The following is a 23,014-nucleotide window of genomic DNA, read 5'->3' on the forward strand; positions in this document are numbered from 1 at the left end:
TTATAATTAATAGTTAGGACAAGCAATGTTATAAAATATATGGGTATAAAAATTTTTATTAAGGACTGATAAGGGTATTTTGAAACGATTGGTTACAACTTGCAAGCATTATCAATCTTATTATTCAGTCAAATTTGCTTGGTTATGCGGTTATTAAAGCAAAGAAATGTGTCGATTGCTGTAGTGATTTTGCTAAAAACGCGACGTTAGCTTATAGGGTAGTCATCTATTATATAGTCATCCGTTAGCAAAATTTTAGTTTAACAACAGGGGTATAGTTAGCAAAGTAAAAAATCACTAAAGATTTTTGTTAAAATAGCGTTTACCTATTATCTTTTTGTATTGTTTTGTTATAATGCGTGAACTCTGAAGTTTTGAGTTCATCCTTATAAGTGTTAGGCAAAAATATGACTACAAACGTTACTGCCATTGCGGCTAATCCAGCGGTAGATGTACTCTCTGAGCAAGTCCAGCAAGCCATTTATCAAAAATTAGCTGCCAATCTTGGTATCAAACTCAACCAAATGATGGCATTTGTCAAACTCTATGATGATGGGGCGACGATTCCGTTTATTGCACGCTATCGTAAAGACCAAACCGGCGGGCTCGATGACGTACAGTTGCGTAGTCTAGAAAAATCGCTCAGCTATGAACGAGATATGGCCATTCGCCGCCAAAAAATCATTGAGCTGTTGACTTCACAAAATAAGCTGACTGATGAATTGAATGAACGTATTAATCAAGCGGCATCCAAACTTGAATTAGAAGACATTTATTTGCCGTATCGTCCGCGCCGTCGCTCACTGGCAACCCAAGCACGTGAAGCAGGACTTGAGCCAATTGCCTTGGCGGTTCTAAATGAGTCGGTAAGCCCAGCCTCAGCATTATTAGATTACCAAGCGCCAGCGCCTGTACAGAATGACAACGGCGAAGCCGAAGCGTCAATTTTTGAAGATAAAGAAAAACAGCTATCAGGTATCGGTGCCATTATTATCGATGAGTGGACACAGCAGCTTGATCTACTCGACAAACTGCGCGTCGGCTTTGGGAAAATCGCCCAAATTCATAGCCGTTTAGTGGGCGAAGAAAAACGGGAAGTCGGCGAAAAATACAAAGACTATTTTGACCACGCTGAAAGCTTGGCGCGTCTACCCAATCATCGATTATTAGCGATGCTACGCGGTCGCCAAGACAATGTACTGACGATTGCGATTGAAGGCGATGATGCACCGTTTACCCAGCAAATTAATCACGCATTTAACTTAACGGCTGCTGAGCCCACTGACCGTCAACAGTTTTTATTGTCACTGGCCAAAAAACTGTGGTTGGACAAATGGCGTCTGCATATTGAGCATCGTTTGCTCACAGAAAAACGCTTAACGGCTGAATCCGCAGCAATTGACGTGTTTGCAAACAATTTACAGCATCTATTAATGGCAGCGCCAGCGGGTCAAAAAACGATTTTAGGCGTCGATCCCGGTATCCGTCATGGGGTCAAAATGGCCGTGGTTGATAGTCTAGGTCATGTTGCCAAAAATAGTGATGATAGTTTTGCGATTGCAACGGTATATCCATTTGCCCCAGACAATAAGGTCGATGAAGCCAAACAAACCATTGCCGATTTACTCAAAAACCACCATGTGCATTTAATCGCCATTGGTAACGGTACGGCTAGCCGTGAGACAGATGCCTTAATCAAAGAAATTTTGGCAGAACACAGCGCTCAAGGAAACGGCGATATCAAAGCCGTGCCTGTGGTGGTCAATGAGTCTGGTGCGTCTGTGTACTCAGCGAGCGAACTGGCATCGCAAGAATTACAAGAGCTTGATGTATCCATTCGTGGGGCAGTATCGATTGCCCGTCGTTTGCAAGATCCCTTGTCTGAGCTGGTTAAAGTTGATCCCAAAGCCATTGGCGTGGGGCAATATCAGCATGACGTCAACCAAACGCAGCTGGCTGATAGTTTAACCAAAGTCACGCAAGACTGTGTGAATGCGGTGGGGGTAGACGTCAATACCGCAAGTCCTGCGATTTTGTCTTATATCGCAGGTCTCAATGTCAATGTAGCACAGCAAATTGTCAACTACCGCAACGAACATGGCGCATTTGCCAATCGTGAACAGCTCAAAAATGTGCCAAGATTGGGTGCCAAAACTTTTGAACAAGCGGCAGGTTTTTTACGCATTCGTGGCGGTGATGAGCCGTTAGATGCAACAGGGTTACACCCAGAAAACTATGAGATGGTCAAACAATGGCTGGCCTCAACCGACAATAATCTCAACGATGTGCTAGGTGACGAGTCAGCGCTTAACAATCTGACCGCTTCACTTATCGCTGCCGCAAACGATGAGGTTAATGATGCCGAGCAAGCAACGCTGAAAGCCGCTGCCATCAAACAAGAATTAGCCAAACCTGCACACGATCCAAGACCGAGCTTTAAAACAGCGCAGTTCCGTGACGATGTCAATAGCCTCAACGATTTAACCGAAGGCATGACGCTTGAAGGCGTGGTCACCAATGTGACAAGTTTTGGTTGTTTTGTTGATGTTGGCGTACATCAAGATGGCTTGGTACATATCTCAGAGATGGGTAACGAGTTTATCGCCGATCCGTTAAATCATGTCAAACCAGGTGATATCGTCACCGTTCGCGTGATTTCAGTGGATGCAGAGCGTAAACGCGTGGGCTTTAGCATGAAGTCAGATACCGCAATGGCAGCCAGACCTGCTGAAAAAGCACCCGCTAGTAAAGCAAAAAATACCAACCAATCAGTGGCTGGTACGACCAAAAAACACGCACACCCTACCGAGCGCGGCGGTAAATCAGCCAAACATTCGGGCAAACTCCAACGTAGTGACAAAGCCGCTAAACCGCAAAACCAAACAGCCGACAAACCGCAAAAAATTGGTAGCTTGGGTGCGTTGTTGGCGCAAGCAGGTCTAAAAAAATCAACATAAAACCCGTATCATTGGTAAACGTGCATCTAAATGGCTAAATCCATTTAGATGTTGCGATTGGTGATCCAAGGTTTCGAGTGAGTGATGGTCAATTTTTTACAAGCATTTTGGCAAGCGACTCGCCCACGCACTTATCCATTAGCGGTGGCTGGCATCATAGTTGCTAATGCGTTGGCATACTCGCGTATTGGCAGCTTTAACAGCAAAAATTGGCAAATCTTTTTGCTAAGCCTTTGGGTTGCCTTAGGCTTACAGATTTTATCCAATTTAGCCAACGACTATGGCGATGGTATACGGGGTACGGATGCCCATCGACTCGACAGACAGACTGCCCAAGGGACAATCAATCCCAAAACCTTCAAGAAATTAATCATAAGTTGGGCACTGTTTATTTTTGGCTGCGGTATTGGCTTACTTTGGCTGAGCTTTAACAGTCTGACCGATTTCTTCACCTTCTTAGCATTGGGCATCATCGCCATTATCGCCGCAGTGACCTATACCATGGGTAAAAACCCCTATGGGTACAATGCGAAAGGCGAAATAGCAGTATTTTTATTCTTCGGCTTAGTTAATGTACTAGGGGGCGTGTACCTACAAACACAATTTATCCGCGTAATCGATATTATTGCTGCGGTGGTGATCGGACTGCTATGCACTTGCGTGTTGATGATTAACAATATGCGGGATTTTGACACAGATACAGGCGCTGGTAAAAATACCCTTGCCACCACCTTAGGCAAAGAAAACATGAGCCACCTGTATCGGTTTATGTTGTTGGGTGCTTACTTTCTACTCATTACCTTTGCGACTTTGCGACAAAATTTTTATCTATTGAGCCTACTTGTTCTAGTCTCTCCGATTGCCAAACATCTTAAAATGGTTCGCCATTATAGTGATGAAAATATCCCCTCAAACGCACTAGCGCCAGAGCTAGCCAAAATTGTCTTAATTACCCTAGCGACCAGTGTGTTGATGAGTTTAAGCATTCTTATCTTTAACTATAAAAAACTAATTTGAAAAAAATCAAAAAACTTTTCCCATTGGTATTGACAGGCAAAAAGAAAAGCGTATAATACGCACTCACTGGCAGCGACTACAGCCACAAACTGTAGTAAAAACAACAACTTAAATTAATATAGATATAAGTTGAGCGGTCATAAAAAATTAAAGAAAAAAGTTATTGACAACACAAAATAAGCTGTTAAAATAGCGACCTTCTTAACGACATCAGCCGATGATGTTGTGAACTAAATAACAACGAACACAAGAACAACTTGTGTGGATTTTCACTTAGGGCGATAAAATTAAGACTTTAATTAATTGTATTGTCAGAGTGAAGATACTCGTAAGTTTATTTGAGCAAAGACAGTATAAATAATTGAGTCAACAAATTAAATCTATTGACATGTCATAGCGATGACAATAGATAGAAAGATTAAACTGAAGAGTTTGATCATGGCTCAGATTGAACGCTGGCGGCAGGCTTAACACATGCAAGTCGAACGATGACTAACTAGCTTGCTAGTTATGATTAGTGGCGGACGGGTGAGTAACATTTAGGAATCTGCCTAGTAGTGGGGGATAGCTCGGGGAAACTCGAATTAATACCGCATACGACCTACGGGTGAAAGGGGGCGCAAGCTCTTGCTATTAGATGAGCCTAAATCAGATTAGCTAGTTGGTGGGGTAAAGGCCTACCAAGGCGACGATCTGTAACTGGTCTGAGAGGATGATCAGTCACACCGGAACTGAGACACGGTCCGGACTCCTACGGGAGGCAGCAGTGGGGAATATTGGACAATGGGGGCAACCCTGATCCAGCCATGCCGCGTGTGTGAAGAAGGCCTTTTGGTTGTAAAGCACTTTAAGCAGGGAGGAGAGGCTAATGGTTAATACCCATTAGATTAGACGTTACCTGCAGAATAAGCACCGGCTAACTCTGTGCCAGCAGCCGCGGTAATACAGAGGGTGCGAGCGTTAATCGGAATTACTGGGCGTAAAGCGAGTGTAGGTGGCTCATTAAGTCACATGTGAAATCCCCGGGCTTAACCTGGGAACTGCATGTGATACTGGTGGTGCTAGAATATGTGAGAGGGAAGTAGAATTCCAGGTGTAGCGGTGAAATGCGTAGAGATCTGGAGGAATACCGATGGCGAAGGCAGCTTCCTGGCATAATATTGACACTGAGATTCGAAAGCGTGGGTAGCAAACAGGATTAGATACCCTGGTAGTCCACGCCGTAAACGATGTCTACTAGCCGTTGGGGTCCTTGAGACTTTAGTGGCGCAGTTAACGCGATAAGTAGACCGCCTGGGGAGTACGGCCGCAAGGTTAAAACTCAAATGAATTGACGGGGGCCCGCACAAGCGGTGGAGCATGTGGTTTAATTCGATGCAACGCGAAGAACCTTACCTGGTCTTGACATAGTGAGAATCCTGCAGAGATGCGGGAGTGCCTTCGGGAATTCACATACAGGTGCTGCATGGCTGTCGTCAGCTCGTGTCGTGAGATGTTGGGTTAAGTCCCGCAACGAGCGCAACCCTTTTCCTTATTTGCCAGCGGGTTAAGCCGGGAACTTTAAGGATACTGCCAGTGACAAACTGGAGGAAGGCGGGGACGACGTCAAGTCATCATGGCCCTTACGACCAGGGCTACACACGTGCTACAATGGTAGGTACAGAGGGTTGCTACACAGCGATGTGATGCTAATCTCAAAAAGCCTATCGTAGTCCGGATTGGAGTCTGCAACTCGACTCCATGAAGTCGGAATCGCTAGTAATCGCAGATCAGAATGCTGCGGTGAATACGTTCCCGGGCCTTGTACACACCGCCCGTCACACCATGGGAGTCTATTGCACCAGAAGTAGGTAGCCTAACGCAAGAGGGCGCTTACCACGGTGTGGTCGATGACTGGGGTGAAGTCGTAACAAGGTAGCCGTAGGGGAACCTGCGGCTGGATCACCTCCTTAACTAAAGCACTAAGTGAGAATTCACAGCAAGTTGTTCTTGTGTAGTAAGCTAATAAGCCAAGTAAATAAAACATTACTTTGCAAGGTTACTAGCGAAAATCCTATTTAAAGGATTTTCGGCTCAAGCCTAGCAAAGCGGTGCTTTGCTTTAACGGCTTTCGGGGTCTATAGCTCAGTTGGTTAGAGCACTGCCTTGATAAGGCAGGGGTCATAAGTTCAAGTCTTATTAGACCCACCACTAATCGGGGCCATAGCTCAGTTGGTAGAGCGCCTGCCTTGCACGCAGGAGGTCAGGAGTTCGACTCTCCTTGGCTCCACCATAATTAGCTTAACGTAATAAAGCAGACAAAGTAATTTAGTAAGCATATTAAGAGATTACTTCAATCTGTTTTATCAGAAATCACGACCTGACGAGGGTCTGATAATTCAATAACAACATAGAGAAATGAGTCTGGGTTAATTATCAAGTTCCAACGAAGATAATTAACCTTAGTAATCAGCCAATCAGACCCAAAGAAATGATTGGAATAACTGATTACTTAAAAGTAAAGAGAACTGAATCAAGCGTAAACATAGGTGAAGATCGTTACCATTACCTATACGACCCTTTAGGGTTGTATAGTCAAGTAATGAAGTGCACATGGTGGATGCCTTGGCAGTCAGAGGCGATGAAAGACGTGACAGCCTGCGAAAAGCGTCGGGGAGGCGGCAATATCCTGTGATCCGGCGATATCTGAATGGGGAAACCCACTTGTCATAAGACAGGTATCGTAAATTTATTTACGAGGCAAACCGGGAGAAGTGAAACATCTCAGTAACCCGAGGAAAAGACATCAATAGAGATTCCCCTAGTAGCGGCGAGCGAACGGGGAGGAGCCGACTGATTATAATTTAGAGGAATGACTTGGAAAGGTCAATCGTAGAGGGTGATAATCCCGTACTCGAAAGGTTATAAGAAGCATATTAAGTAGGGCGGAACACGAGAAATTCTGTCTGAAGATGGGGGGACCATCCTCCAAGGCTAAATACTCCTGACTGACCGATAGTGAACCAGTACCGTGAGGGAAAGGCGAAAAGAACCCCTGTGAGGGGAGTGAAATAGAACCTGAAACCGTGTGCATACAAGCAGTCGGAGCGGACATGTTCCGTGACGGCGTACCTTTTGTATAATGGGTCAGCGACTTATATTCTGTAGCAAGGTTAACCGAATAGGGGAGCCGTAGGGAAACCGAGTCTTAATAGGGCGTCTAGTTGCAGGGTATAGACCCGAAACCGAGTGATCTATCCATGAGCAGGTTGAAAGTGACGTAACAGTTACCGGAGGACCGAACCCACTGTCGTTGAAAAGCCAGGGGATGACTTGTGGATAGGGGTGAAAGGCTAATCAAACTCGGTGATAGCTGGTTCTCCCCGAAAGCTATTTAGGTAGCGCCTCGGACGAACACCATTGGGGGTAGAGCACTGTTTCGGCTAGGGGGTCATCCCGACTTACCAAACCGATGCAAACTCCGAATACCGATGAGTGATATCCGGGAGACAGACGGCGGGTGCTAACGTCCGTCGTCAAGAGGGAAACAACCCAGACCGCCAGCTAAGGCCCCAAATTCCTAGTTAAGTGGGAAACGATGTGGGAAGGCACAGACAGCTAGGAGGTTGGCTTAGAAGCAGCCATCCTTTAAAGAAAGCGTAATAGCTCACTAGTCGAGTCGGCCTGCGCGGAAGATGTAACGGGGCTCAAACTAGGAGCCGAAGCTGCGGATTTAATTGTTTCAATTAAGTGGTAGGGGAGCATTGTGTAAGCCTGTGAAGGTGTGTTGTAAAGCATGCTGGAGGTATCACAAGAGCGAATGCTGACGTGAGTAACGACAAAACGGGTGAAAAGCCCGTTCGCCGGAAGACCAAGGGTTCCAGTCCAACGTTAATCGGGGCTGGGTGAGTCGACCCCTAAGGCGAGGCCGAAAGGCGTAGTCGATGGGAAATCGGTTAATATTCCGATACTTGTTTATGATGCGATGGAGGGACGGAGAAGGTTATGCCAGCTTGGCGATGGTTGTCCAAGTGGAAGGATGTAGTTAGGTTTAGTAGGCAAATCCGCTAGACTATTAATGAGATCTGATAGCAAGCTGTACTTGTACAGCGAAGTGGCAAATACCCTGCTTCCAGGAAAAGCTTCTAAGCGATAGTCATAAAGAAATCGTACCCTAAACCGACACAGGTGGTCAGGTAGAGAATACCAAGGCGCTTGAGAGAACTCTGCTGAAGGAACTAGGCAAAATGGTACCGTAACTTCGGGAGAAGGTACGCTGCCGATGGTGAGTAGACATGCTCTACAAAGCTATTGGCAGTCGCAGATACCAGGCCGCTGCAACTGTTTATTAAAAACACAGCACTCTGCAAACACGAAAGTGGACGTATAGGGTGTGATGCCTGCCCGGTGCTGGAAGGTTAATTGATGGGGTTAGCGTAAGCGAAGCTCTTGATCGAAGCCCCAGTAAACGGCGGCCGTAACTATAACGGTCCTAAGGTAGCGAAATTCCTTGTCGGGTAAGTTCCGACCTGCACGAATGGCATAATGATGGCGGCGCTGTCTCCAGCAGAGACTCAGTGAAATCGAAATCGCAGTGAAGATGCTGTGTACCCGCGGCTAGACGGAAAGACCCCGTGAACCTTTACTACAGCTTTACATTGAACTTTGACCTTACCTGTGTAGGATAGGTGGGAGGCTTTGAAGCAGGCACGCCAGTGTCTGTGGAGCCATCCTTGAAATACCACCCTGGTAATGTTGGGGTTCTAACTCAAGCTTAACAGAGCTGAGGACAATGTATGGTGGGTAGTTTGACTGGGGCGGTCTCCTCCTAAAGAGTAACGGAGGAGTACGAAGGTGCGCTCAGAACGGTCGGAAATCGTTCGAAGAGTATAAAGGCAAAAGCGCGCTTAACTGCGAGACCCACAAGTCGAGCAGATACGAAAGTAGGTCTTAGTGATCCGGTGGTTCTGTATGGAAGGGCCATCGCTCAACGGATAAAAGGTACTCTGGGGATAACAGGCTGATACCGCCCAAGAGTTCATATCGACGGCGGTGTTTGGCACCTCGATGTCGGCTCATCTCATCCTGGGGCTGAAGCAGGTCCCAAGGGTATGGCTGTTCGCCATTTAAAGAGGTACGCGAGCTGGGTTTAGAACGTCGTGAGACAGTTCGGTCCCTATCTACCGTGGGCGTTGGAAATTTGAGAGGATCTGCTCCTAGTACGAGAGGACCAGAGTGGACGAACCTCTGGTGTTTCGGTTGTGACGCCAGTCGCATTGCCGAGTAGCTATGTTCGGATGGGATAACCGCTGAAAGCATCTAAGCGGGAAGCCCACCTTAAGATTAGATTTCCCTAAAGAGCCGTTGTAGACTACGACGTTGATAGGTTGGGTGTGGAAGCATAGTGATATGTGTAGCTAACCAATACTAATTGCTCGTTTGGCTTGACTATACAACGCCTAAATGGCTTTGTAGGTAATAACGATTATCACCTCGCTTGATATAGCTCATACTTTACTTTTAAATCAACTCATTTCTCTATCCCCCTTTGCTGACGATAATAGCTTGGAGGTCCCACCTGATCCCTTCCCGAACTCAGAAGTGAAACTCCAATGCGCCAATGGTAGTGTGGTTCGCCCATGTGAGAGTAGGTCATCGTCAGCTCCCTATTCCAAACCACCCTCTTTATTCGTTTAAAGGGGGTGTTTTTTTTTGGTCTTTGAAATTCCCAAGGAAATTTTGCATATTGAGGTTGAAAAATTGGCATGAAAGCCTTTTAATAAAGGCTTCCACTTTGAAGATTCATACTAAAATCAGTCGATTTTTTCTACGTTAACTTTCATATCTTTTAATTCAAATGGCGCGAAGAAAGTCGCAAAAGCAACATCCGCAGCATCCCTTCCATAACCTAAAATCACACGACCGCCTTTTGGCGCAGATTGCGTGGCGTCAAATGTGTACCATCGATCGCCAATAAAAACCTCATACCATGCATGTAAGTCCATTGGGTCAAGTTGATATAAGTAGCCAACCACCATGCGAGCGGGCATATCTAATGCCCGTGACAGGCTAATACCCAAATGGGCAAAATCACGACAGACGCCTTTTTTATGCTGCCACGTATCTAGTGCTGTGGTCTCTGCTGTACTACTCCCATATTGGTAAGTAAAGTTTTGGTAAATATAGTTGCAAATTGCCGCCGCTTTGTCATAACCTTCGGCAAAATCTTGGGTTATCATTTGGACTTCTTGAAGTAGAAATTCTGGCAGACAATAGCGACTGGGTAACAAATATACCATTGTATCTGAAGGCAGCTGCTCAATCGGTGTTTTTGGCATACCGGGTGCGACATCTATCCATTCACTGGTGTATAGTTCAACTGTTAGGCGAACTTGGTAATCCCCCATCGGAAATAAAACCCTGTCACATAAGTTACCAAAATTGTCGTTATAGCTTGTAACTGCTAGGGGTGGCGTGACTTGCCATTCTTCTTGAGTGATCTGCTGTGCTAAACCTGATTGCGGTCTTAGCAGAAACACTGCAGGGGTTGGCTGGGAAAAGTGATAATCGAGTTGGCAAGTGGCGCGTAATTTCATCATAGATTTTTCATCAAATAAGGTGACAACACTAACTAAAAATTGCAAGGTGGCGTGGTTGCTGCAAAAAATAGCAGAAGTCTTAGAATTTATGCCATTATCAGTAAAATGGCAATCAATATTTATAGATTTTATTTGCCCTTAAATTCGCATGATTCAAAGCTTGTTTATCAACGGCTATCAATGCTCGCGGCAGTATAGATTGTGAAAATTCTAGGATTAATCTATGGTAGAATGAGGAAATTTTTTAAAACCCATTACCACCATGACATCACCTAGTTCAAATCAGCGCTCTGATAAATTTGCTAGCCATTTAGCCAACCATTTAGATGGGTATGCCGCGCAGACCAAGGGAAAAACGGGTCTCAAACGCATCATTAATGCCGCAGGTTACTCAAAAGATGGTTTAGTTGCGGCATATCAAAATGAAGCGGCTTTTCGACAGGTTGCATGGCTCAATAGCATTTTATTAATTGCGCTGATTTTTTTACCTTTTATGATGCCGATTAAAATGATATTGGTGTTTTCATCGTTTTTTTCTCTGATCGTCGAGTTGTTTAATACCGGTATTGAAGCGTCGATTGACCATACATCGACAGAACGTCATCCGTTGGCAAAGATTGGTAAAGATGTAGGTTCTGCCGCGCAGCTATTAGCCTTGACGATGCTGTTTTTGTTATGGATGATGGCGCTATATACGACTTTTATTAATTTCTATTAATCAATGCTGGGCTAATTTTGCAATTAAGTAGAACCAATTTTCTATGAGCATCTATATCGGAACAGGGGGATACAGTGATACGGATTTTTTGGGAATCCTGTATCCTGCTGACACCAAAAAAACCGAATTTTTAACCGAGTATAGTCGTCATTATGCCACTGTTGAAATCAATAGTAGCTTTTATGCGCCTTTAGGTCGAAAAGCGTATGAAGGTATGCTCAAAAAATCCAATGGGCAGCTAAAATTTTCGATTAAGATTCACCAAGATTTTACCCACCGATTAACCGCCACTGCAGAGACCGCGCAAGCTTTTTTGCAGGCGATTGAACCTATTTTAGCGGCAGATTGTTTGGCTGCGTTATTGATTCAATTTCCGCATGGTTTTGATAGAACGGTGGCACATCGTCAGTATTTGGCAACCTTGACCAGTTGGTTTGATGGGTTGCCATTGGCGATAGAGTTTCGCCACCAAAGCTGGCATATCCCGCAAGTTTACGCCAGTTTTCAGCAGCAAAATTTGATTTGGTGTAGTGTGGACTATCCAAATATCCATGGTTTACCGCCCAGTCGGCTGTTATTTACTAGCCGCATCGGTTATTTACGCATGCATGGGCAAAACTTAGACTGGTGGGATGCCCATTCGGCGGCCGAGCGGCATGATTATCGATACAGGGATACAGAAATGCAAGCTTGGGCAAAGACCATTGCCAATCAACAAGCCAATTTTGATACCTTGTATATTTACTTTGAAAATACGGTAAAAGGTCACGCGGTGTATAATATTGAGATGCTCACACAAGCGCTCATAACCGAAGGTATCACAGTCGTCAGTCCGTTGATAGCAAATGATGAATAACTAAACAGCCACTATCAACAAAATCATTCACTTGAAAATGTAATTTTTGCTATCATAAACAGTTTTACTTTTCATCATTTAAATTTCTAATTTGGAAGCATGGTTAAGCGGTATGACTGATTTTGCGATTGGACAACGTTATCTGTCGGATACAGAGAATGAATTGGGGCTGGGCGTCGTCGTGCTCGTTGATGAACGCTGCGTGCATATTTTGTTCCCGCAAAGTGAAGAAACGCGTGTGTATGCCAAGACATCGGCGCCTTTGTCGCGTGTGACTTTCAAAGTCGGGGATACCATACATGACCAAGATGGCGCATCGTATGTGGTCAGCGATTTTGAAGAGACCAATGGCGTCTATAAATACTCGGTTGAAGGTCATGACCGTGCGATTATGGAAACGCGCCTTGCGGCTAATATTAATTTGGCAAAACCACTTGAGCGCTTGCTTGCCAGTCGTATCCACCAAAATGATTGGTACGAACTGCGCCAAGAGCTACTGCGTACCCAAGCCTATTTGGCGTCTCATCCACTAAGAGGCTTGATGGGTGCACGTGTCGATATTATTGAGCATCAGCTGTATATCGCCCATGAAGTAGGTAAACGTATCGCGCCGCGCGTGCTGCTTGCCGATGAGGTAGGGCTTGGCAAGACGATTGAAGCGGGTCTCATTATTCACCAGCAACTCATCACCGGCAAATCTGAGCGTATTTTGATTTTGGTACCTGATAGTTTGCAGTACCAATGGATGATTGAAATGCGTCGTCGTTTTAATCTTGAATTTGCTATTTTTGATTTGGTCAGAACCGCAGCGATTGCAGAGCATGACCCTGAGCAAAATCCTTTTACGACTGAGCAGTTGATTATTGCCAGTATCGATTTGCTACTCGACCATGAAGATTTGCATGAAAAAGCCTTGGAAGCGGGGTTTGATTTGCTGGTTGTGGATGAAGCGCACCATCTGCATTGGGACAGTGAGCAAGGGGGCAATGACAAATACGATTTGGTTGAAGATTTGGCTGAACAAACCGCAGGTGTTTTGTTACTCACAGCAACCCCTGAGCAGTTAGGTTTAGAAAGCCATTTTGCGCGGTTACGATTGTTAGATCCCAATCGTTTTAATGATTTAGACGACTTTATCGATGCAGAAGAAAATTTTGCGCAAACCGCAGCAATTGCTGAGGTGTTATTGAGTGACCAATCGCTATCAGATAAGCAAAAATCAGCGTTAGCTCAGTTATTAGGTCATGACATCAGTGATGACGAGCAAGGTCGTGCGCGCGCCATCAATGAATTGTTAGATCGTCATGGTACTGGACGTGTACTATTTCGCAATACCCGTGAGAGCGTGTCTGAGCTTATTTCTGGCTTCAAAGGTCGGCGCTCAATGGCGTACCCACTGCCGCTACCGATAAGTTGGCAAGACAGTTATCAAACTCAAGGTAAATTGCGCGAACAATTATGGCCAGAAGAGTTACAGCCCGATGGCAGTTGGCTGGAACAAGACCCGCGGGTGCCTTGGCTGGTTGATTTGCTTAAAAACACCTTAAAACATCAAAAGGTGCTGCTGATTGCGCGCAGTGGGGCAACGGTCGAGAGTTTAGAGGCAGTATTACGATTGCATGCGGGCATTAAAACCGCGATTTTTACTGAGCAAATGACCTTACTTGAGCGCGACCAAGCGGCGGCATATTTTGCCGATATTGAAGGCGCGCAAGTATTGTTGGCGTCTGAAATTGGCTCTGAGGGGCGTAATTTTCAGTTTGCCAGTGATTTGGTGTTGTTTGATTTGCCCGCCAATCCTGATACATTAGAGCAGCGGATTGGCCGCCTTGACCGTATCGGTCAGCAAAACGAGATTACCATTCATGTGCCTTTTGTCGAAGGCACGGCAACTGAACGTATGTACCGCTGGTATAACGAAGCGCTAAACATTTTTAACCAAATCTCACCCACGGCGCAAACCGTTCAAGAGCAGTTTATTGTGGATTTAAAACCGCTACTTGAAGGGCAAAAAGTCGAAGATGAGGGTCAAGAAATTACTTTAGATCAGTTGATTGAAGAAGGCAACGCCCAGCGCATCGCACTAGAAGCAGCCATGCAAGCAGGGCGTGACAGACTGCTTGAATACAATTCTTGTCGCCCGCGTGTGGCCAGTAAAATCGCTTACACCATGCGTGATTTTGATGATACCCACATGTTGCCACGTTTGTTTGAACGCTTTATGTCGTCCATCAATATGGAATATAGTGGACAGCGTGATGGCTCATTGATGCTGCATCCGAGCGATGAAGTGCAAGTGCAAGGACTGGCAGTCCCTGAAGATGGTATGACCTTGACCTTTGAGCGTGACCAGGCATTACTACGCGAAGACATGGAATTTATGACTTATGAGCATCCTTTGATGCAAAGTATCTTTGAAACGGTCAACGCAGGCACGTTTGGTAATACCACGGTTGCAACTTTACAAAGTAATGCCATGCCTGAAGGACTGGTCTTGGTCGAAGTTAATTTTCGTGTTGAAGCGATTGCACCAAAGCTACTTAATTTACCTGCATTTTTGCCAAAGCCGCTCATTCGGGTGTTTTTAAGCCAGCAAGGGACTGATTTTAGCGATAAAATCGCGCCCGATATGATTGTATCGCATATTCATCGTTTGGACAAAACCCGAGCGCGTCAAGTCATTAAAGCGCGTAAAGACATCATCGAAGTGCGCTATGAGCAAGCAGTAGCATTGGCAAACCAGCAATTACCTGCGATAAGTGAGCAAGCCAAAGAGGTATTTAATCAGCGTTATGAACGTGAAGTGGAGCGCCTGCAATATTTGCAATCCATCAATCCGAATGTACGAGACGCAGAAATCAATCAATTAAAACGTTTGCAAGAACAGGGCTTACATGCCCTAGGTCATTTATCCTTAATTCCTGATAGTATCCGTGTGCTAGTCGCCGTCAAGCCAACTTAATTGTTTTGAATTTAGGTTAGGGGTCAGCTTATATTAGGCTGACCTTTGTTATATGTTTGCATTTTCCATTTTTTAGTTAAGACCAGTTGCCAGGTCTATTTATCAGGCTTAGTTAGCAAAGCTAGTTATTTATACCTCAGGATTCACCACACTCATACTAAATTTAAGTCCGATACTAAGTAGTACAATCGCCAGTGGCAACAGCACCATCGCAATGCGTTGGGTTTTATACCTAACAGGCGGCTCCTTACTAACTTTAGATAATAAAAAACATAGCATACCCGCGACCAATGTCAAAATCCCTAGACCTAAACAAAGAAAACCAAAATAATTCATCTGTTTACTCACTACCCATACATATATGTTTGACGGGTGTAAATTACATACCACCACGACCCATCTATATTTGTTGAAACATGATTGTTGCCTCAGACAACTTTGATTATAATCTAACAAGGCTCATAGGACATGAGATTTATTTTTAGCCGCAATACAAGGATGGTGAGATGAGTGGCTCAACGATACAGACTTTGGACATACAACATCTACACCAGCCCCCATTTGATACACTAAGCGCTCAGCAGCGAACTCATCTGCAGCAGCACAGTAAAATCGTCTATTTGGACAACTTGCAGCCCATACCTGCAGGATGGCAAGGGGATTTTTTTATTATCCTTAAAGGCTTTGTTCATCAATTACAAGGCGATGCGTTGATTTCTACCTTAAATGCAGGCGATTGGTTTGATACCAAGGTCAGGCAAAACAGCGTGTTCAACTTTATCACCCAGCAGCAAAGTCTGATGTACCGTATCGATGGCCAAGTGCTAAGCGCAATCACTGAGCAAAATCTCACCTTAAAAAACGCCTTGTTTGCCGATGTCGCTGCCCGTCTCAACCATCACCAAGCCCGCCTTGCCCAAAGTGAAAGTCAAAAACTGCTATATCAACCGATTGCCAATTTGGGGCAGCATATCAAACCGCCGCATTTTATCGATGATACGGCAACCCTATACGATGCCACGATGGCGATGAACCAATTTGACATCAAGCATATTTTGGTTAAGTCACAAGCGCGAATGAGCGAAGCGGAGCGTGACAAACTCATCGCACAAGGCGTGGAAAAATCTACCATTGCAGCGTATGTCGAGCGCATCGGTATTTTTACCCAAACTGATGTGTGCCGAGCGATTGGGCAAAAAGTTGATTTTGCCACCACGCCTGTGCTGGACTTTACTAATTTTAAAATCCATACGGTGCATCAATCGCAAGATGTGAGTGAAGCCTTGCTGACCATGTTACAAACTCGTACCCACCGTTTACCCATTATTGACAGTCAAGGTCAAATCATTGGGATTTTGGGGCAAACCGAATTACTGAGCTTTTTAACCAACCATTCTAATCTTATCGTCGCTCGTATTGAGCAAGCGCAGAGCCTAGAGGATGTTGCGGTGGCGGTGGAATTGATTGGTAAATTTATCCGTGAGCAGCACGCCAGCGGCATCAAAATCCATGTTATCAGCCGTATGGTGCAAAGCTTGAATTTACAAGTGTTTGCCAAGGTATGGCAGCTAATTGTGCCTGCTCTCACCTTCTACAATACCTGTCTGTTTGTGATGGGCTCAGAAGGGCGTGGTGAACAAATCTTGCGTACTGACCAAGACAATGCGCTAATTATCCGCAATGGTTTTAAAGATGACAATCTGCCCAGCTATGCGGCGCAGTTCAATGAGGCATTGGCGAACATGGGTTATCCCTATTGTGATGGCAAGATTATGCTGAGCAACGAGCGTTGGCGAAAAACTTCAACTGCCTTTGAAAAACAAATCACGGCATGGTACGTGAGTGGCAGTAGTGAAGATATGATGTGGATTGCGACCTTAATTGATGCGCATTTTGTTTGCGGCGATATTAAGCTCTTTGAGCAGCTGCAAAAACATTGGCAAGTCAGCGCGCAAAATGTGGCGACTAGTAACTTTATCAACCGTTTCGCCAAACCGATTCTACAATTTGGCGATAGCAGTGGTTGGTGGCAAAAATTTGTCGGTGCCAGTGAAACCGATATTGACCTAAAAAAAGCGGGGATATTCCCGATTGTCCATGGCGTGCGCGCCTTGTCACTGGAATATCATATCACTGACACCAACACCAGGAGCCGACTGCAGCAACTGGCACAGCAACAGGTACTAGGTGACACCATGGCGCAAAATCTGGCAGAAGCACTGGATTTTTTTATGGCAAAACGACTGGATGTGGCATTGACCACACAAGATAGAACAGCGCGAGCGGTAAATCCCAATCGCTTATCAGCACTGGAAAAAGATTTGTTAAAAGAATGTTTGGCGATGGTCAAAGAATTTAAAACCTTCATTACCCATCATTATCGCCTAGATATTTTTTAACTAAGTAGATGTTTTTTAATTGAAGATATTTTTTAACTAAATAGATAGTGTTAATTGCCTAGAGAAAAGCCATGTTTCATCGCATCAAAAATCTGTTCGGCGGTCAAAAACTTGAGCGACAAAAACAGCGGCTCAGCAAGCCTGAGTACGCTTATCTGTTTGATACCCAGCTATCTAAAGTTCCCAATGAGTGGGTGAGCCTAGACCTAGAAATGACCGGGCTAAATGCCAAACAAGATTATATTTTAAGTGTCGGTGCAGTACAGGTACGCAAAGAAAGTAACGGGTTTGTGATTGATACCGACAGCGCGCTGTCCTTGGTATGTCGTCCGCCTGTGATGCCCACCCACGACACCATTGTGATTCACGGATTAAGACCGATAGATGTCGACAATGGCTTATCGTATGACGAGATGCTCACCCAATTATTGCCAATGCTTAAAAACCGTCCCATAATTGGGTTTTGTGTGGACATGGACATGGCGTTTTTAAATGCCATTGCCAAACCGTTTTTGGGTGTGGAACTGGCTAATAAACTTGTCGATGTCAGTCGCTTGTATCAACAAAATCAGCATCGACATGACCCCAGCCAAGTTGGGCAGTTACCACACCTCAATCAACTGCTAGACGAATACCAAATCCCGCGATTACCTGCACATAATGCCCTCAATGATGCCATTATGACTGCCATGTTATTCACCCACTTGATGCAGTCATAGCGGGCTAATGAAGTCATTAAAGCTAATCGTCATAAAAGATAATAGGCATAAAAAAACTCTCATCATGAGAGTTTTTTATCTAAAAATGACTTTATTTTTTGCTAGCCGCGGCGTCTGCGCCTTTTGGTTTGATGCCTGCTTCTTGGGTTAATTGCATCAACATGGTACGGGCTTCTTCGGCAGATTTTTGCGCTTTTTCCATCGACTTAGCAATTTCTGGATTGGTCTCTGGGGTTGCCGTTGGTTTTTTGATTAAAGCCGCCGTACCGGCACGGCTATTGGTGATACTTTCAACCATTTTATCGCGGGTTTGTGCGACACGCGGGTCATTAAATTTTAGTTTGTTGAGCGTGGCTTTTTGCAAGTCTAACTGTGCCACCACTTCTTTAAAGAAAGCTTGTTGGTCAGCAGGCGTTTTGGCGTTTTGCATTTTTTTTGCCATTTCTGCTTGTTTGGCTTGGGTATTGCGGTCAAGCTCATTTAAGGTTTTAAATAACTGCGTCAAATCCGCTTTTAGGGCAAGATTGGGCGTCGCAGCCGCGGCATTATTGGCGGCAACTATAGGCGCGCTGCTAACGTTGGCGGTTTTTTCTGCAGTCGCTGGCGTGGTGACAGTTGTTGTGGTTGACGAAGCGGTGGTGGTAACAGCAGCACTAGCAGGCGCACTAAGCATGACTTGGGATGCTGCCAAAGGTGCAGTAGTCGTAGAGGTTGACGTGGTGGTCGTCGTCGTTGCAGAAGCAGTGGTGGTTGCGGCTTTGTCATCTTTTTTTGAGCATGCAGATAACGCTAGCACGACACTCATAGCACCTATAGTCATGGCAGAGGTGGCGATAGATTTGTTTAACATAAATTTTTTTAACCTAAATAATTTTGACCCAACACCCCAAAGCAAGGGGTCAGCGTTCTCGATTGAAACCCAAAACGGCAATAGCAGTGACTGCAATGTAGTAATTAGGCGACAGTTTAGCAAATATCTGAAAATTGAAATGTAGAGAATTGCAACAGAAGGCTACGGCAGTTTGTCTAAATGCCTTAATTTTAGCCGATTTGCTATGAAATCAGGTGGATTTTTATGGCAAAAAGCGCTAAGGTGACAGCTTATTTTTGCCTAATTTATTTTTGCCTAATAAGATTCGATACCTAGTATAGATTCGTCACATTGTTGCTGTTGTTATGAAAAATTCTCGCCAATCCGTGGGTCTGCAAACCCGCGCCACTCAATTATTGTCTTTAAAAACAGGTTTGTTGCTAGGGATGGCTTGTCTGTCCTTGGTGGGTCATACGTCAGATACCACACAAGTGCAGCCGCCAATACTCACTGATTCGGTGACCAAGCAAAGCCATGCAGTCATGGGGCAGCGCGATCCAGTCAACAAGCTACCTGAAGCGATTCAAGCCAAACTTGCCCAAGCCAATATTCCGACCGATAGCATGAGTATGGTGGTACAACCGTTAACGGAAAATCCGCAAAGCGCAGCATCGACTGCGCCCCAAACGCCTTTGTTTAGTTATAATGCTGATGTGCCACGTACCCCTGCATCTACGCAAAAACTGATTCCCACTTATGTGGCGCTCGATAGTTTGGGCAAAGACTTTGTTTGGCAAACCAAATTATATCAGCATGGTTTTGTGTGGAAAGGCACGCTTTATGGTGATGTGATTGTGCAAGGCAGTGGCGACCCAAAACTGGAAAACGAGCGCTTGTACCAGCTGCTTGCCATGATCAAAGCACAGGGTATACAGCAGGTACAAGGCAATTTAATCATCGATAATCGCCAATTTGAAGGGGTGGATTTTGATGTTAATGCGTTTGATGGTAAAGGGTTACGCCCTTATAATGCCCAGCCCAATGCTTTATTGACCAATTTTGGTACGGTGGAAGTGGATTTAGTGCCACTGCCAAAACCCAATGCCACACCGGTCGTAAAGCCTAATACCAACAGCGTCACGCAACCCACAACATCCGCTTCGACAGATATCGACAATCCCGCGGCAAATCTTGAGCAAATCCAAAGCAAACCTTCGATTAATCCCAAGGACGTAGCGGCGTATCAAGTCAGCCTAAAGCCTGCGCTAGCAAACTTTTCTATGCCTACAACACTTAAAGCCAGTCAAGCGCCTTGCAATATCAGCCAAGATGATTGGATGGGAACATTGACGTCTGCAGGATTGAGCTTTCACCAAACCGCGTCTGCCTTTTGTGGTGAGCAAAAGCGCTATCTGACGTTTCCTGATGGGGATGTGCTGGTCAAACAACAAATCATCGCCGATTGGCAAAAAATCTTGCCAAACTTTACAGGGAATATTGAATTTGCCAACCCTGCAGTGCCTTATATGCAGCAAGCCAAGGCGATACCGCAAGCGCTACCTTGGTATATTCGCTTATACCTAAAATACTTTGGCAAACCCTTGACCCCAAAATTGGTTGGCTATGTCGCATCCAATCCATTGCACGAGCAAATCAAAGACATCAATCAGCACTCCAACAATGTGATGACGGAACAAATCGCCTTGTCGCTACCGCTGTATGCCGACAAGCAGCGTATCAGCACTTATCCAAAAACCTTTGCCTACATTCACCAGTGGTGGCAACAAAAGCTGCCCCAAGCACAGCCCCCTGTGATGACTAGAGCCTCAGGTTTATGCCGTGATTGCCGCGTGGCGCCCAATAGTATGTTAGCGCTGCTAACTCTCGCTTATCATTCACCCAATTTTACCGTATATCGTGATTCGTTGGGCGTGGCAGGCGAGTCGGGTACCATCAAAGCGCTCAAACTGCGCCAGCCAAATAACCCTGCCATTGGGCATGCTTGGATCAAAACAGGCACGCTTGATAATGTCACCAGTATGGCAGGCTATGTTCAAGGCAAATCAGGAAAATGGTATGCCGTGGTTGGGATGATTAATGCCGACAATGTCAAAAATAATAGCAATGCCAAAGCCGTGCTCGATGAAATGCTAGCGTGGACAGCGCTGCAGTGATTGGTTTGTGGTTGATTGGCTATTTATCGTGAACATTAAAATACCAATCAATCTGGCGGTCAAATCCCATTTCCAGTAGGCTTGCGGTGATGCGTCCCGTCAAGCCCCACACGGTCTCGCCATCAATGATAAAGCTGGGTGATACCATCACTTGGCGACCCAAATCATACGCATAATCGATGGTCGGCTGGTGAATAAGCGTGGCTAAGTCTGCCCAAAATAGCCTTGCAATTTCGCACATCTCTGGCACAAGGTTAACACTGGGTGGTATTACCCCTACAATCGGCTTGACAGGTCTGCCACTTTTGGCAAATTGTAGGGGTAATTCGCCCAACACAGTCACTTGACTGGGATGAATACCGGTTTCCTCATGCGTTTCTCGTAACGCGGTAGCTTGGTTGCTATCGTCCGTGTCTTCGCGTCTACCCCCTGCAAACGATACTTCGCCGGCATGTTCTCGCATATCCGAAGCGCGCAACGAGTACAAAATTTTTGGCTCAGCTTCATTGGTAATGGCGATGAGTACCGAATACGGCTGCGGCGTGGGATCGAATGGCAGTTTTGCGATTCGCTCTGCCAGTTGGGTCAGTAAGGGACTTTGAAATCTAGTTGTGGACATAATTTTTAATTCATCAAAATTTAATGGGCAATTTCGCAATGTTTATAGGGCGCTTTGAGTTGACCGAATTTATCTAAAACTAATTGTCTATTGTCGATATCACTATCAAGCGGTAAAGCTGGCATAGCTGAGACAGGTTTTTGCATACTAGGCTGGGTATGCAGGACGCTACAACCTGCTAATAATCCCAAACTTAATACCCAGCTAAATACCTAAGCTAGATACTTAGCTAAACTTTTTCATAATCGGCTGCTCAAATTATTTTTGTCATGTAAAAACCTGCAATCAATGCTACCATACTTAAAACGACTTTCACCTCACAAAACATAAAAATAATAGGAAAATACCATGCCTTACTGCCTGCAATGCGGTCATCTAGCCGAAACCAAAATCCCGCCGATGGACAGTCTGCCGCGCATTGTGTGTCCGTCTTGTGGTTACATCCATTACGAAAATCCCAAAGTCATCAATGGCTGTTTACTCATCCATGAGGATAAAGTTTTGCTCTGTCGCCGCGCGATTGAACCGCGGCATGGTTATTGGACGTTGCCTGCAGGCTTTATGGAGCTTGGCGAGACGATGAAAGATGGCGGCAATCGTGAGTGCTTTGAAGAAGCCGAAGCCATCGGCAGTGCATTAGAGTTATATTGTCTATACGACATACCCGATATCGGACAGATTCATGTGATATTTATCGGCTCGCTCAAAGATGGCAAATTTGGGGTGGGCATCGAGAGTCTAGAATGTGCGCTGTTTGCCGAAGAAGACATTCCTTGGGAAGACTTGGCGTTCCAAAATGTCATTGAAACACTGCAACATTATTTTGCTGACCGCAAAGCAGGGGCGACGCTCGGTAATTTCCCCATCCATCAGCAAGTGATTGTCAAAGACGTGCATTTGGGCGATTAACTGTCCATTTAAACGGCAAATTGTTAGCTAAAAAGATACGGGCGTAGCGCATAGGCTCTAAATATCTAAGCTCCAGAATTTAGGCTCCAGAATTTAGGCTTCAAATATCTCCGCTCTAAATACCTACGTTCTAAATACAACAATGATTGAGCCGCTTTTTTTACTATAAGTCAGTTTTTTAAAATTGCACGTATTCACCTTGATACAACATAGATATTTAAGCAACAATGTAGATATTTAATCAAAGGCTCATGAATGACAAAATCCTAAAAAAATTCACACATACATCATTTTG

At 45.1% G+C, this 23,014-nt stretch carries 14 protein-coding genes, 2 tRNA genes and 3 rRNA genes; 14 read left to right on the forward strand and 5 right to left on the reverse strand.

Features of this window, described 5'->3' with window-relative positions:
* The first annotated feature begins 407 nt into the window (after positions 1-407).
* The 7 genes from ACAM37_RS00785 to rrf all read left to right on the forward strand — a co-directional run bounded on the left by ACAM37_RS00785 (position 408) and on the right by rrf (position 9,617).
* Entirely contained in the window at positions 408-2,957 is a 2,550-nt protein-coding gene (locus ACAM37_RS00785) for a Tex family protein (protein WP_309593781.1), read from the forward strand.
* An 84-nt stretch (positions 2,958-3,041) separates the two neighbouring features.
* Positions 3,042-3,974 carry a 1,4-dihydroxy-2-naphthoate octaprenyltransferase gene (gene menA / locus ACAM37_RS00790; RefSeq protein WP_369626806.1) on the forward strand — a complete coding sequence of 311 codons (933 nt, stop codon included), beginning with the start codon at positions 3,042-3,044 and terminating at the stop codon, positions 3,972-3,974.
* A gap of 420 nt (positions 3,975-4,394) precedes the next feature.
* Positions 4,395-5,926, forward strand: a 16S ribosomal RNA gene (locus tag ACAM37_RS00795).
* Between the two features lie 161 nt (positions 5,927-6,087).
* A tRNA-Ile gene (locus ACAM37_RS00800) sits at positions 6,088-6,164 on the forward strand.
* Between the two features lie 6 nt (positions 6,165-6,170).
* Positions 6,171-6,246, forward strand: a tRNA-Ala gene (locus ACAM37_RS00805).
* A 300-nt stretch (positions 6,247-6,546) separates the two neighbouring features.
* Positions 6,547-9,405, forward strand: a 23S ribosomal RNA gene (locus tag ACAM37_RS00810).
* Positions 9,406-9,503: 98 nt separating this feature from the next.
* Positions 9,504-9,617, forward strand: a 5S ribosomal RNA gene (rrf, locus tag ACAM37_RS00815).
* The 16S, 23S and 5S rRNA genes sit together here with 2 tRNA genes alongside, the layout of an rRNA operon.
* Before the next feature lie 149 nt (positions 9,618-9,766).
* On the opposite strand, the gene ACAM37_RS00820 is transcribed toward rrf, so the two are convergent.
* Positions 9,767-10,552 carry a transglutaminase-like domain-containing protein gene (locus tag ACAM37_RS00820; RefSeq protein WP_369626310.1) on the reverse strand — a complete coding sequence of 262 codons (786 nt, stop codon included), beginning with the start codon at positions 10,550-10,552 and terminating at the stop codon, positions 9,767-9,769.
* A 253-nt stretch (positions 10,553-10,805) separates the two neighbouring features.
* Between ACAM37_RS00820 and ACAM37_RS00825 the strand changes: the two genes are divergently transcribed.
* The 3 genes from ACAM37_RS00825 to rapA all read left to right on the forward strand — a co-directional run bounded on the left by ACAM37_RS00825 (position 10,806) and on the right by rapA (position 15,088).
* On the forward strand, positions 10,806-11,270 hold the full coding sequence (locus tag ACAM37_RS00825) for a diacylglycerol kinase (protein ID WP_472826331.1): 465 nt from the start codon (positions 10,806-10,808) through the stop codon (positions 11,268-11,270).
* Between the two features lie 43 nt (positions 11,271-11,313).
* The gene (locus tag ACAM37_RS00830) at positions 11,314-12,126 is read left to right on the forward strand and encodes a DUF72 domain-containing protein (RefSeq protein ID WP_203172391.1); all 813 of its coding nucleotides are present in this window, start codon (positions 11,314-11,316) and stop codon (positions 12,124-12,126) included.
* Positions 12,127-12,238: 112 nt separating this feature from the next.
* A complete protein-coding gene (gene rapA, locus ACAM37_RS00835) occupies positions 12,239-15,088 on the forward strand; it encodes an RNA polymerase-associated protein RapA (protein ID WP_369626311.1) in 2,850 nt (949 codons plus the stop codon).
* 129 nt (positions 15,089-15,217) lie between these two features.
* Here the strand turns inward: rapA and ACAM37_RS00840 are convergent, their stop codons facing one another.
* Positions 15,218-15,424: a hypothetical protein gene (locus ACAM37_RS00840; protein WP_007115645.1), complete on the reverse strand. Its 207-nt coding sequence runs from the start codon at positions 15,422-15,424 to the stop codon at positions 15,218-15,220.
* Between the two features lie 170 nt (positions 15,425-15,594).
* On the opposite strand from ACAM37_RS00840, the gene ACAM37_RS00845 reads away from it, so the two are divergent.
* Both ACAM37_RS00845 and ACAM37_RS00850 read left to right on the forward strand, forming a co-directional pair.
* On the forward strand, positions 15,595-17,487 hold the full coding sequence (locus ACAM37_RS00845) for a DUF294 nucleotidyltransferase-like domain-containing protein (RefSeq protein WP_369626312.1): 1,893 nt from the start codon (positions 15,595-15,597) through the stop codon (positions 17,485-17,487).
* Between the two features lie 71 nt (positions 17,488-17,558).
* A complete protein-coding gene (locus ACAM37_RS00850) occupies positions 17,559-18,206 on the forward strand; it encodes a 3'-5' exonuclease (RefSeq protein WP_369626313.1) in 648 nt (215 codons plus the stop codon).
* 91 nt (positions 18,207-18,297) lie between these two features.
* Here the strand turns inward: ACAM37_RS00850 and ACAM37_RS00855 are convergent, their stop codons facing one another.
* Complete coding sequence (locus ACAM37_RS00855) at positions 18,298-19,056, reverse strand: hypothetical protein (protein ID WP_369626314.1); 759 nt, start codon at positions 19,054-19,056, stop codon at positions 18,298-18,300.
* A 326-nt stretch (positions 19,057-19,382) separates the two neighbouring features.
* Here ACAM37_RS00855 and ACAM37_RS00860 point away from each other — a divergent pair, with 326 nt between their 5' ends.
* On the forward strand, positions 19,383-21,191 hold the full coding sequence (locus ACAM37_RS00860; protein WP_369626315.1) for a D-alanyl-D-alanine carboxypeptidase/D-alanyl-D-alanine-endopeptidase: 1,809 nt from the start codon (positions 19,383-19,385) through the stop codon (positions 21,189-21,191).
* Positions 21,192-21,210: 19 nt separating this feature from the next.
* Here the strand turns inward: ACAM37_RS00860 and ACAM37_RS00865 are convergent, their stop codons facing one another.
* Together ACAM37_RS00865 and ACAM37_RS00870 are read right to left on the reverse strand one after the other, a co-directional pair.
* Positions 21,211-21,810 (reverse strand): NUDIX hydrolase, encoded by a 600-nt coding sequence (locus ACAM37_RS00865; RefSeq protein WP_050772849.1) that lies wholly within the window; start codon positions 21,808-21,810, stop codon positions 21,211-21,213.
* Between the two features lie 20 nt (positions 21,811-21,830).
* Positions 21,831-22,001, reverse strand: coding sequence for a hypothetical protein (locus tag ACAM37_RS00870; RefSeq protein ID WP_369626316.1), 171 nt, complete (start codon positions 21,999-22,001; stop codon positions 21,831-21,833).
* 157 nt (positions 22,002-22,158) lie between these two features.
* Between ACAM37_RS00870 and ACAM37_RS00875 the strand changes: the two genes are divergently transcribed.
* Positions 22,159-22,719 carry an NUDIX hydrolase gene (locus ACAM37_RS00875; RefSeq protein WP_369626317.1) on the forward strand — a complete coding sequence of 187 codons (561 nt, stop codon included), beginning with the start codon at positions 22,159-22,161 and terminating at the stop codon, positions 22,717-22,719.
* The last annotated feature ends 295 nt before the right edge of the window (positions 22,720-23,014 follow it).

It is taken from the genome of Moraxella sp. K23 (genome assembly GCF_041154765.1).
GTDB classification, from domain to species: domain Bacteria; phylum Pseudomonadota; class Gammaproteobacteria; order Pseudomonadales; family Moraxellaceae; genus Faucicola; species Faucicola tetraodonis.